This is a genomic window from Marinomonas spartinae, assembly GCF_016461715.1.
GTDB lineage: Bacteria > Pseudomonadota > Gammaproteobacteria > Pseudomonadales > Marinomonadaceae > Marinomonas > Marinomonas spartinae_A.
On record NZ_JAEMUI010000001.1, the window covers coordinates 271,999 to 283,588 of the forward strand.

10 protein-coding genes are annotated in these 11,590 nt (G+C 44.2%); 4 read left to right on the top strand and 6 right to left on the bottom strand.

Going from position 1 to position 11,590, the window contains the following annotated elements:
• Nucleotides 1-172: 172 nt before the first annotated feature.
• The 5 genes from modC to JHD45_RS01240 all read right to left on the bottom strand — a co-directional run bounded on the left by modC (nucleotide 173) and on the right by JHD45_RS01240 (nucleotide 3,938).
• Nucleotides 173-1,261, bottom strand: coding sequence for a molybdenum ABC transporter ATP-binding protein (modC, locus tag JHD45_RS01220; RefSeq protein WP_233407488.1), 1,089 nt, complete (start codon nucleotides 1,259-1,261; stop codon nucleotides 173-175).
• Complete coding sequence (gene modB / locus JHD45_RS01225) at nucleotides 1,261-1,956, bottom strand: molybdate ABC transporter permease subunit (protein ID WP_199474263.1); 696 nt, start codon at nucleotides 1,954-1,956, stop codon at nucleotides 1,261-1,263. The genes modC and modB overlap by 1 nt, the downstream gene beginning before the upstream one ends.
• 75 nt (nucleotides 1,957-2,031) lie before the next feature.
• Nucleotides 2,032-2,775, bottom strand: coding sequence for a molybdate ABC transporter substrate-binding protein (gene modA, locus JHD45_RS01230; RefSeq protein WP_233407489.1), 744 nt, complete (start codon nucleotides 2,773-2,775; stop codon nucleotides 2,032-2,034).
• Nucleotides 2,776-2,812: 37 nt separating this feature from the next.
• Nucleotides 2,813-3,484 carry a glutaredoxin 2 gene (gene grxB, locus JHD45_RS01235; protein ID WP_199474267.1) on the bottom strand — a complete coding sequence of 224 codons (672 nt, stop codon included), beginning with the start codon at nucleotides 3,482-3,484 and terminating at the stop codon, nucleotides 2,813-2,815.
• Between the two features lie 103 nt (nucleotides 3,485-3,587).
• On the bottom strand, nucleotides 3,588-3,938 hold the full coding sequence (locus JHD45_RS01240; protein ID WP_199474276.1) for a Rieske (2Fe-2S) protein: 351 nt from the start codon (nucleotides 3,936-3,938) through the stop codon (nucleotides 3,588-3,590).
• 396 nt (nucleotides 3,939-4,334) lie between these two features.
• Here JHD45_RS01240 and JHD45_RS01245 point away from each other — a divergent pair, with 396 nt between their 5' ends.
• Together JHD45_RS01245 and JHD45_RS01250 are read left to right on the top strand one after the other, a co-directional pair.
• On the top strand, nucleotides 4,335-6,611 hold the full coding sequence (locus tag JHD45_RS01245) for a transglycosylase domain-containing protein (RefSeq protein ID WP_233407490.1): 2,277 nt from the start codon (nucleotides 4,335-4,337) through the stop codon (nucleotides 6,609-6,611).
• A 109-nt stretch (nucleotides 6,612-6,720) separates the two neighbouring features.
• A complete protein-coding gene (locus tag JHD45_RS01250; protein ID WP_233407491.1) occupies nucleotides 6,721-7,581 on the top strand; it encodes a substrate-binding periplasmic protein in 861 nt (286 codons plus the stop codon).
• A 136-nt stretch (nucleotides 7,582-7,717) separates the two neighbouring features.
• On the opposite strand, the gene glgA is transcribed toward JHD45_RS01250, so the two are convergent.
• Nucleotides 7,718-9,151, bottom strand: coding sequence for a glycogen synthase GlgA (gene glgA, locus JHD45_RS01255; RefSeq protein ID WP_199474278.1), 1,434 nt, complete (start codon nucleotides 9,149-9,151; stop codon nucleotides 7,718-7,720).
• An 89-nt stretch (nucleotides 9,152-9,240) separates the two neighbouring features.
• Between glgA and glgC the strand changes: the two genes are divergently transcribed.
• Together glgC and JHD45_RS01265 are read left to right on the top strand one after the other, a co-directional pair.
• Complete coding sequence (glgC, locus tag JHD45_RS01260) at nucleotides 9,241-10,494, top strand: glucose-1-phosphate adenylyltransferase (protein ID WP_199474280.1); 1,254 nt, start codon at nucleotides 9,241-9,243, stop codon at nucleotides 10,492-10,494.
• Between the two features lie 349 nt (nucleotides 10,495-10,843).
• The gene (locus tag JHD45_RS01265) at nucleotides 10,844-11,476 is read left to right on the top strand and encodes a riboflavin synthase subunit alpha (protein ID WP_199474282.1); all 633 of its coding nucleotides are present in this window, start codon (nucleotides 10,844-10,846) and stop codon (nucleotides 11,474-11,476) included.
• Nucleotides 11,477-11,590: the final 114 nt, after the last annotated feature.

Below are 11,590 nucleotides of genomic sequence, written 5' to 3' on the forward strand. Positions count from 1 at the left end.
AATACATAGAACTCATTAGTATTAACTATTTCCTTGAGACTTTTTCACGACTACTGCGCTTGCCAATACTTTGTTAAAAACCGACTCAAAATGCTCATTTATAGGTATAAACTCCGCTTTCTCATCTGTTTTTGCCGCGTCTTGGCGTCGCTCGTGACATCGAGCAAAGGTCTCACCTTAATACCGCGACGGATTTGATTTGTGCTATGACATGTTGGCCAATGGCTAAATTCAGTTTTTGGGCAGAATAGGCCGTAATGCTTGCGAGAATCGGGGTTTGACCTGCCATCATTCTGACCAATACTGTGTTTGGGTCAGCTTCATTGTGGCTGATATCATCAATATAAACCGCTAGTCGGTTGATGATACTAGAGTCTTCATTAGCTGAGAGTGCGATGCTGACATCTCGTGCTTGAATTTGCAGCTTTACTGTGTCGCCAATGACTTCGTGTGTACGTGAAATCATCAAGCTGTGTTGACCAAAGGATAAGGTGGATAATCCCCATTGTTCATCTTGTTGCGTGATCTGACCGATGATCATAAAACGCGTGTTCTGATAGGTATATCGGGACGTTGATAATTTTCCAAGAAGGTATTGCGTTTCTCCCTGATCGACGATTTTCCCTTGATCCATAATGACCGTATATTGAGCTAAGCGAATGACTTCGTCTAAAGAGTGGCTCACATAAAGAATCGGAATGGACATGTTTGAGCAAACGGCTTCTAGGTAAGGAAGAATGTCCTTTTTTAGGCCCTCATCAAGGGCAGATAATGGCTCGTCCATAAGGAGAAGCTTTGGTTGAATCAATAAGGCACGTGCGATGGCAATGCGTTGCCTTTCACCACCGGAGAGTTGATGGGGGAATTGTTCCAGTAGCGAGGCAATATTTAATAGATCAATCACGTCTTGATAAGCGATGACACTCTCTTCTTTGTTAGCCCTTTTCGTAGCAAAAGCGAGGTTATCGCGAGCGGAAAGATGGGGAAATAGACTGGCTTCTTGAAAGACATAACCGATGGGACGTTTATGAACGGGCAAAAAATCCCCAGCTTCACTTTGCCAAATAGCCTCGTTAAAGGCGATTTGGCCCTGATGGTTTTTCTCTAAACCCGCTAAACAGCGTAATAGGGTGGTTTTACCCGATCCGGAGCGGCCAAATAACGCTGTGACGCCTTGGTTTGGTAAAGTGAGATCAACTTCTAAAGCGAAGTCTGACCTGCTTTGCTTAGATCGACTCAAGCGAATGTTTATTGCGTTCATCACCATGATCCTATGTTTGCTTTTTGCTTATTCACTTTTTGAGTTGCATATAAAAAGGCTAATACTACAAAAGCAAACAACACCATGAGTAAAGACAATGTATGGGCTTGGGCATATTCAAGAGCTTCTACATGATCGTATATTTGAACCGATAGCACGCGAGTTTCCCCTTCTATATTACCGCCCATCATCAGTACCACACCAAACTCACCGACAGTATGAGCAAAACCTAAGACCGCCGCACTAAGGTAACCAGGCTTTGCCATGGGGAGAGCAACATGAATAAAACGGTCCCATGCAGAGGCTCTTAAGGTAGCGGCCACTTCCAGAGGACGGTTTCCCATAGCGACAAAGGCATTCTGTAAAGGCTGAATCACAAAGGGAAGAGAATAGATTATTGAGGCAAAGATTAAGCCAGTAAAACTAAAGGGCAGAGGCGATATCCCAATGTTTGTCAAAAAGTGGCCTAGCGCTCCGTTAGGGCTTAGGAATATTAACAAATAAAACCCCAGTACCGTAGGAGGGAGAATAAGGGGCATTGCTACAATGGCACTGATTGGTGCCTTAAGCCAAGAGGATGTTCTCGCAAGCCACCAAGCTAATGGCGTGCCAAGAATAAGCAGCAGTATGGTGACACTGGTCGCTAATTTGAGCGTTAACCATATAGCCGTCCAATCTCCTGAGCTTAATAACATAGGGTTATCACCTTAAGGCAAGACTATATTGAAGAAGATAAGTGAATCGTATCATTGGTGTTTGTCTAGGGTGACTTACTGACCAGAGTCATAACCAAAGTTTTTAATACGCTTTTGAATATCCTTTCGTACTAAAAAGTTAAGGAATTTTTGGGCCTGTGTTTTATGTTGACTGTGAGTTAACAAGACTGCCGCTTGTTTGATGGGGCTATGATCGTTATTTGGGACTTGCCAGTAATGGCCTTTGACAGGCCCAGCCAAAACTTGGGATAAGGCAACGAACCCCAATTCGGCATTTTGCGAATAAGCAAACTGATAGGTTTGTCCTATGTTTTCGCCTTGTACTAGTTTGCTTTGTAGAACGTTCCATAAGCCTAATTTGGTTAAGGTTTCTTTGGCAGCTAAACCATATGGGGCCAGTTTGGGGTTGGCAATGGCTATTTTGCGGGCTTGCTCTAAGGCGCTTTTAACGGGTTCTACACGCTGTTGAGTCGCGGACCATAAGACGAGTATTCCCTTTGCATAAATGATTTTACTGCTTTTTTGAGCTAAACCTGCTTTGATTAATTTATCTGGTTTGGCTTGATCGGCTGATAAAAAGACATCATAAGGCGCGCCGTTACGTATTTGTGCGTAAAATTTTCCTGAGGAGCCAAAGGATAACTGCAGTTTCTGACCCGTTTCTTGTTCGAAAAGAGGCGCTAGTATTTGCATAGGGGCGGTAAAGTTAGAGGCAACTGCAATACGCAGAGGAGCAGCAAACACATTGTTGGTTAGCATGATGAAGACGCTGCCGAGCAATATAGTGGGGCTCAGCAAACGTACTCTTAATAAAAGGGTTAGAAAACGCATTTAATTAGATCTCAAAGTGGTAGTAAGTATGAATAGAAGTGGCGTGTGCTACCTCGTCGATATATTGGCGTAGATGATCAGGGAATTGTAGATTTAATACCATGGTTAGGTTTCTAAGTTTTGGGAATAGCATCACATCATCCCAGCTAATGGTGTGACTATGATCTGAAGGCAACGTCTGTTCGGGGAGCCTTTGTAATGCCATTTCAACGATTTTTTTATGGTGCTGAGTTTCTTCGAGGGCTTTCTCAAAGGAGCGACGTATTTCACTTTCTTTCTTGATGCGGAACTCATCGCGAGACTGACGTGATGAAAACTCAGGGAGCCCTAATAGAATGTTACGGGGAAAAACAAGACAATTGATATGAAGTTCTGCTTCCTCAAGGATGCTGTGTGCGGTGATATCCTGAGCTGAGGGGCGGATCGGTTTTTCTGAGTCGCCAATTTTATCTAAATATCGGGCAATTTTTAATCCATCCGTGATGATGGTGTTATCGTCACTTTTAAAAATGGGTAATTGCCTATTTTTCGAAGAGGGGAGCTTTTTTAATAAGGCATAACATTCGTCATCGTCACCATGAAGAAGATAAATTTTTTCATGGAAAAGCGCTTTGTAATTGGCCACCATATCGGCACGAACACAATTTGGGCAATGATCATACTGATATAACTGCATCGTACTCTCCGCAAGCATTATGCTGATTGGTCTAAGGCATACGACACAGTTAGGCTGTATTTAGGTGTCATCATAGTGGAAACAAGCAAAATCTCATTACTTGTTACGCCACGGCAGGACTGCCTTCTCCGATCAGTATATAAAAATTGCCCTTTTCTACACCAAGCGTGGCTTTTTTTAAGGTTTTGCCTTGGCATGGCCCAGCAATACACTGGCCATCATTTGGTGAAAAAAGAGCACCATGATGATGGCATTTTATGTAATCACCATCGTCATCAAAAATCTCTTCTGTATGACAGTTTAGCGCACGTTTTTGATGTGGGCAGCGGTTTTCGTAGGCGCGCAACTCACCCTGTTGTTTGATAATAACAAATTCGCTTTGATTTACTTTGAAGTGAAGCGCTTTACCTTCAGATAATCGTTGTGCATTAGGGATTAGATGCTTATAAAACATACATTCACCACATTCTTCCAAGTAAAAAGTACTATTTATGCCTGTTATGGGCAGAGACTTTGTTCGTTGAGTGTTTCCTCATAAGGAACATTACTCTTGTCATACTGATACTATTGTACTGAATCAAGCCATCATATTGTGTGGTTATGGCATTAATGTATTGTCGTTTCGTGTCGCTCATCACGTCCTTACTCTCCATGACTGTTATTTTCCCTAGGGGGTGAAAATGTCAGATTACCCTATACCTTGTCAATATCAAGGTAACAAAGGTATCTTTTTTTACGTTTGGTATAAAGAGTTTCTGTTTGTTGCTCTGTCATGTTGCTTGCCTTTGCCAAGCTACTTATACTTGGCACCATGGCTATTAAACCCCCTTCGAAACCTTCTCGTAAGTCTATGACTTCAAAAACGAAAAAGAAATCTCCCCCGAAAAAATCCCGTGGATTTTTGGGGCGAGCATGGCGTGCATTTTTTAAATGGGGGCTAGTGCTTTGTTTGATCGGCAGTATTCCTTTTGCTATTTGGGTCTGGTGGCTGGATCAAAAGGTGGTGACGCGTTTTGAAGGCCAAAAATGGCAAGTGCCTTCTGAAGTACTGAGTGCACCGATTTATTTGAAAAGTGGCGCCCCTTGGAAAAAAGCGGAACTTGAAGCATTGTTGAAAGAAACGGGTTATCGTTTTGGTCGTAACAGCCAAAAAGTCGGCTGGGCGGCAAGAAGTCGTACAAAAGTGAGTGCCCACTTAAGATCTTATGTCTACTACAACGGCTTTCATCCTAGTGAAAGGCGTATTTTCTCGTTTGTGGATGGCAAGCTACAAATTCAGTCCTTAAGCGGTGAGCCAGTGGCAGAAGCCAGTATTGAACCTCAGCGTATTGGCTTCTTATATGGTGGTAACACTGAGCGCCGGCAAATCTTAACCTATCATGATATTCCTAAGTCCTTAATTGATATTTTAACCACGGTGGAAGACAGAGATTTTTTCCACCACTGGGGGATTTCTTTGACGGGGATTGCGCGGGCGGCATGGGTCAACCTTACTCATGACTCTCGTCGTCAAGGGGGATCTACCTTGACCCAGCAGTTAGTAAAAAACATGTTTTTAAGCTCTGAGCGCACTTACACGCGAAAGCTGACAGAGGTCGTCATGAGTTTATTGTTGGAGTATCACTACTCCAAGCAAGAGATTATTACCGCTTATATGAATGAAGTGTACTTGGCGCAAGTGGGCAATGAAGGGTTACATGGTTTTGCAGCAGCCAGTCAGCACTTTTTTGGTCGACCTCTAAAAGAGCTGAATATTGACGAAATGGCGCTACTGGTGGGCATGGTGAAAGGACCTTCTTACTATAACCCTGAGCGTCACCCCAAAAGAGCGCTATCAAGACGTAATACTGTTTTAGCGATTTTAAAAGATCAAGGACGGTTGACGCCCACAGACTATCAAATACTGGTGAAGCAGCCCATTCGTTTAGCGGACAAACGTAGGACCCGTTCAATTTATGGTGATTATTTAGACCTTGTATCTTTGCAGTTGTCTCGGGATTTTGACAAAGAGACCTTAGCGACGAAAAACTTGCGCATTTATACTGGTGTTGACATTCGTGCTCAGTTAGCAGCGACGCGAGCTATGCGGCGTCAGGTTGCACTTCTTGAAAAACATGACAAACGTTTGGCTGGCTTGCAAGGGGCCATGGTGGTGACGGATCGGCAAAATGGTCAGGTACGTGCTGTGGTGGGGTCTAGCGATAAACAGTATTCAGGGTTCAATCGAGCGCTGGGGGCGGTAAGGCCCATTGGTTCTTTGGTGAAACCACCTTTGTATATGGCTGCATTAGCCACAGGGCACTATACTTGGTGGAGTCGCATCGATGACAAGCGCATGCGCTTTAACGTTGATGGTCAGATTTGGGAACCTGAAAATTACTCGCGTAAGACTCATGGTGTGGTGCATCTATATGAGGCCATGGCCCACTCTTATAACTTAGCGACGGTGAATTTGGCTCAGCAAATTGGCTTTGATCGAGTCGGTGATACCCTTCGACAACTGGGGGTGAAGCGCCCGTTTACTATGCATCCGGCCATGGCGTTGGGCGCACTTGAGTTATCGCCTTTTGAGGTGGCGCGTATGTATCAACCGATTGCCTCTCGTGGAAAAAGTAGTGAGCTTGGGGTGGTGTTGGCCGTCATGGATCAACATGATCATTTATTAAAGCGTTTTGACCGCTCAACCAAAGTACCTTTCACGGATGCTTTATTGGCGGTCACGTTGGATGGGATGACCAAAGTTCCGGAAATTGGTACTGCTCAGGCGGCTCAGCATGCTTTTCCTGATTTGACGTTTGCAGCAAAGACGGGGACGTCTAATGGCCAGCGGGATAGTTGGTTCGAGGGGATTACGGGGGATTATGCCAGTACGGTTTGGCTGGGAGATGATGATAATGCGCCTTTGGATATTACGGGGGCCACTGGAGCACAAAAGGTGTGGATTGATTTTACTCAACACATGAACCCTCGCTCCTTACCTGAAACATTGCCTAATGGCGCGGTAAGGTATGATGTTCTGGATGATTCGTTTGAAATAGCCGCAAAACGTTGTAAAAATCGTGAGTCCTTAGCCTTTATTGAGGGGACTCAACCCACCAGTTCGAGTTCGTGCTTCTGGCCTTTTTAGAAAAGATGTCATACAAAGTAATGCATAAATTCATTTTCATTGTATGCTTTATTTGTTGCTGATGAGTTTGCCACCTAATTGGTGTTTGTTTGAGGAGTGTTCTCAGGTTATGCGTTTACACAATAAACAGCTTTTGCGCATTGTGCCATTGATGGGACTCTTAGGGGTCTTATTGGGGGCCCAAAGCGTTTTGGCTCAGACGTCAACGAGTAAAGAGCAGTGCCACTCGTTGACTGCGACGGGCAACTCTGAGTATCCACCCTTTTTATGGCGTAGCCCGAACAATGATCATGATTTATTAGGGGCGAATGCCTTCTTTATCGAGGCATTGAGTAAGCGCATTGGTGTGCCAATTAAGTTGGAACATGTTGGTCCGTGGTCCAGAGCGCAATCGGAAGTGAAAAGTGGTCGTATTGATTTGATGGCTGGCGCCTTTTATACCAGTGCCCGTGCGGATTATATGGACTATTTTTCCCCGGTAATATTGCATACCACGAGTGTCGTTTGGCAGAGAAAAGGCAATCAATTTCCGTTTCACTCCAAAGAGGACCTGATTGGAAAATGGGGTGTGACGGTGATTAATAACAGTTTTGGGCAGGTGTTTGATGAATTTGCCCAGCGCCACCTCAATATTCTCAGTGTGGCCAGTTTGTCTCAGGCGTTTTTGATGCTCGCTGCAGATCGTGTCGATTATGTGCTATACGAGAAAAACCCTGGAGAGGCTTATGTCGCAATGCTTGGTTTGAGTGGGAAAATCGTGCCCGTCGAGCCATCTATTAGCAGTGAAGGCTTGTATTTGACCATGTCTAAAGATTCGCCTTGTAATACAGATGAACTGAAACAAAAAATTGCGAAGGCACTGCGGGATATGCGTCAGGACGGCGTCGCAGAGGCGTCTTTGATGAAAGGCTTAAAAGAGTGGGATGCAACCCATGTAAAAGAGGCAAAAGCATTTCAATCCCTTCCTTAAACGAGTCTGAAGCTTCAGGAATGGGCCTATGGTTGACGCAGAGTATAAGGTTGGAAAAAGAATAGCAGTAGGAAAATGTGAAGAAACACAATTCGATTGTGCTTCTTCCTACAGAAATAACTCCGTTGTCGACGCTTTATCGAATAAGCTGATTATAAAGTTCTATCCACTCATCGGTGACGGTTTCCCAACTGAAATCATATTGCATGGCGTTGAATTGTCGTGTTCGCCATGCTTGCATATCAGCAAAGCAAGTTAAGCAGCGCTCAAGTGCTTTACTTAAATCCAGGGCCGTGGCGTTTTCAAAGACAAAACCATTGGCTTGTTCGGTGTCCTCAAAGATAGTGTCAGCCAATCCTCCTGTTTTTCTAACAACAGGAAGCGTGCCGTATTTTAGCGCATACAACTGTGTTAAACCGCAGGGCTCAAATCGAGATGGTATCAGAAGTGCGTCAACGCCAGCCTGAATACGATGTGAGTACGCTTCGTCGTAGCCAATGCGAATGGTCACTTGTTCAGGGTAGGACGCTTGTAAGGCTTGATAGGCTGTCTCAAGAGCGCTATCACCCGAACCAAGAATGATTAAACGGGCTCCCTTGTTAAGTACTGATGGAATGGCCTCAAGGATCAGATCCAAGCCTTTTTGTTCCGTGAGTCGACTCACCACCCCAAAGACCAGTTTAGTTGGGTCTTCTGAAAGGCCGTTTTCTCTTAATAAAGCCAGTTTATTGTCCAATTTTTTCTCAATGGTGTCTGGCGAATAGCGTGTGGTAATGTGATCGTCTTTTTCTGGTGACCATTGATCATAGTCTACGCCATTTAGAATGCCTGATAGTTTATGGCGCATGGCCCGCAGCGTGCCATCCATTCCATCGCCGTATTCGCTGGTGAGAATTTCTTTTGCATAAGTTGGGCTGACGGTGGTGATGCGATCAGCGTAGACTAACCCTGCTTTAAGTCCAGAAAAACGACCATAAAACTCCATACCGTGTATGTCTAATAATTCGTTGGAGAGGCGCATGTCACCGTATTTAGCCATATCAAAACTGCCATTGTAACGTAGGTTGTGAATGGTGCTGACAATGGGCAGGTGATCGAGCTTCCAGCTTGCTAGATAGGCTGCGGCAAATCCAGTTTGCCAATCGTTTAGATGAAGAATGTCGGCTTGCCATCCGAACAGATTGCCATGCTGAGCCAGCATGGCAATCGCCCAAGAAAAGGCGCCAAAACGCAAGTGATTATCGACATAATCTAGGCCATTCGTATCTAGGTAAGGCCCGCCATCACGTTCATAAAGTGCTTGACATTGAACAAGCCAAATAGGAATGTCATTCTTATGGGGGCGAGTTTCTAAGAGAATAATATCGCCAACACCAAACGGATTTCCCAAGTTGGTGCTATGATAAATAGGCTCGACTTGGTCGAGTATGCCTTGGTAAGCTGGCATTATGAGTCTGACATCGAGACCCTTTTTTCTAAGCGCTATGGGGAGTGCGCCTGCAACATCAGCAAGCCCACCAGTTTTGATTAAAGGATGTATTTCGGATGCAGCAAATAGAATCTTCTTCATATAAGTATCTTATTGATTTAGCACAGTCTCAAGAGTATACCTAAATATAAAACAATGTAGAGTTAGCAGATAATATTTAAGGGTGAAATATGGATTTAAACACTGCATGCATGAAAACCCTGTCAATTATTTTAGCGGGTGGGCGTGGCTCAAGGCTGAAGCAATTAACCGACAACCGTGCGAAGCCTGCTGTTCCCATTGCAGGTAAGTACAAGATCATTGATTTTCCACTCTCTAATTGCATCAATTCGGGCATGCGCCGAATTGCCGTGCTGACTCAATATCGTTCCCATACTTTGAATCAGCATGTACAGCGAGGCTGGAACTTTTTACGTTCAGACTTCAATGAATTTATTGAACTTTGGCCAGCCCAGCAACAAACGGGGGGAGATTGGTATCGCGGAACGGCCGATGCGGTGTATCAGAACTTAGCCATGATTGATGGTCTGGGGAGTGAATACATGCTCATTCTTGCGGGTGATCATGTGTACAAACAAGATTACAGTTTGATGTTGAAAGAACATATCGAAAGCGGTGCTGATGTGACTGTGGCCTGTATTGAAGTCCCCATCCAAGAAGCCGATCAATTTGGCATTATGCATGTGGATGAGGACGATAATATCATCGCTTTTGAGGAAAAACCGACCCATCCTCCAACCATGCCTGGTAATCCCAATGTTGCTCTTGCGAGTATGGGAATCTACATTTTTAATACCAAGTTCTTATGTGACAATTTACGCTCTGATGCAAAGGATGACGACTCCAGCCATGATTTTGGTAAAGACCTTATTCCGATCTTTGTTGGCCGTTCTAAAATAAAAGCCCATCACTTTTCCCATAGTGTTATTCCAAACGAAAGTTATCCACAAAAGCCTTATTGGCGAGATGTGGGGACTTTGACGGCTTATTGGGAGTCAAATATGGATTTGACTAAGTTGGTGCCTGAGTTGGATTTGTATGATGAAAGCTGGCCAATTCGTACTGCACAGTATCAGCGTCCGGCAGCGAAGTTTAACTATAATTATGAAGAACGCATCGGTACCGCGCTAAATTCCGTGGTGTCTGCTGGTTGTATTGTTTCTGGCTCAACGGTCGAGCAGTCGATTCTTTTTAATAACGTACGTGTGAATTCATACTCTCATGTGAATAAATCTGTGATACTGCCTCGCTGTGATATTGGGCGTCATTGCCGTCTTCATCGTGTGGTTGTGGATTCTGACTGTCGGATTCCAGAAGGCACCATCATTGGGGAAGATCCAGCTGCGGATTCTGCACGTTTTTATCGTAATTCTGACGGTATTACTTTAGTGACTCAAGATATGATTGAGGCGTTGAATAAATAAGTCCTCTTAGCTTCATTTGTCATGTTGCAGAGATTGAGCCGCTAACTAAAGCGGCTTTTTCGTCTCAGGGCTGGTCTAAATAGTAAAGTAAATGAATGGTTCATTAGGGTGTTTGACAAATAAAGCAGCTTGAAAAAGAGGATTTTAGACGCATAACTCAAGATAATGAGTGTTACAATTTGTTATCCCCGCATGCTGTGGATAACCCTATTAGTGAATCTATGATAACTCTTGTGAAGGTAGAGTTGGCGGTGCTTTGTGCGGAGGTGATTAATTCTTCTCCAGTTGAGCATAAGTTGCCCGTATTGTATAGGTTCTGATCAATGATAAATGGTGTGAAAGGCTTCTTATGTTTACCGGAATTGTTCAAGGTGTTGCGGTCGTTAAATCTCTTAAAGCGGACGGCCGGAATAAAAAACTGGCCATAGAGTTTCCGATGGGCACGATGTTAGATCAACAGTTGGGCGCCAGTGTCGCGATCAATGGTGTCTGCCTAACCGTTTCTGAAATCAAGCAGGATGTTTTATCCTTTGATGTTATTGATACCACCCTCAAATTAACCAATATCGGTTTATTGAATGACGGCGACAACATTAATTTTGAGCGTGCAGCCAAAATGGGCGACGAAGTGGGCGGGCATGTTATGTCTGGGCATATCATGACCACGGTAACCGTGTCGCGAGTAGAGCAGATCAACGAAAGTGTGCATATTCGTTTTGTGATTGATCGTCAAGATGAAGTGGATGCACGACGTTACTTGTTCGATAAAGGTTATGTTGGCCTCAATGGTGCCAGTTTAACCATTAGTGACATAGGGGATGATTGGATTGAAGTGTCGTTGATTCCAGAAACCCTTCGTTTAACCACCTTTGGTCAGCTCAACGCGGGCGATAAAGTGAATTTAGAAATTGATGCTCATACACAAGCGACAGTGGATACGGTTGAACGTGTCTTAAAACAACGGGGGATCGTTTTACCCTGATTTTAACTGTGTTATTTATGATGACTTTGTCTGTTTGTTCATTTAAATAAATGGAGTCCTTGGTTGATTTTCGGTAGAATGCTCGCCAATTTCTGATCCGAATGCCGTCTGGTT

What these genes read in the sequence shown, in the direction of transcription:
- modC (WP_233407488.1), bottom strand. Translation starts at nt 1,261, where the DNA reads ATGAACGCAATAAACATTCGCTTGAGTCGATCTAAGCAAAGCAGGTCA.
- modB (WP_199474263.1), bottom strand. Translation starts at nt 1,956, where the DNA reads ATGTTATTAAGCTCAGGAGATTGGACGGCTATATGGTTAACGCTCAAA.
- grxB (WP_199474267.1), bottom strand. Translation starts at nt 3,484, where the DNA reads ATGCAGTTATATCAGTATGATCATTGCCCAAATTGTGTTCGTGCCGAT.
- JHD45_RS01240 (WP_199474276.1), bottom strand. Translation starts at nt 3,938, where the DNA reads ATGTTTTATAAGCATCTAATCCCTAATGCACAACGATTATCTGAAGGT.
- JHD45_RS01245 (WP_233407490.1), top strand. Translation starts at nt 4,335, where the DNA reads ATGACTTCAAAAACGAAAAAGAAATCTCCCCCGAAAAAATCCCGTGGA.
- JHD45_RS01250 (WP_233407491.1), top strand. Translation starts at nt 6,721, where the DNA reads ATGCGTTTACACAATAAACAGCTTTTGCGCATTGTGCCATTGATGGGA.
- glgA (WP_199474278.1), bottom strand. Translation starts at nt 9,151, where the DNA reads ATGAAGAAGATTCTATTTGCTGCATCCGAAATACATCCTTTAATCAAA.
- glgC (WP_199474280.1), top strand. Translation starts at nt 9,241, where the DNA reads ATGGATTTAAACACTGCATGCATGAAAACCCTGTCAATTATTTTAGCG.
- JHD45_RS01265 (WP_199474282.1), top strand. Translation starts at nt 10,844, where the DNA reads ATGTTTACCGGAATTGTTCAAGGTGTTGCGGTCGTTAAATCTCTTAAA.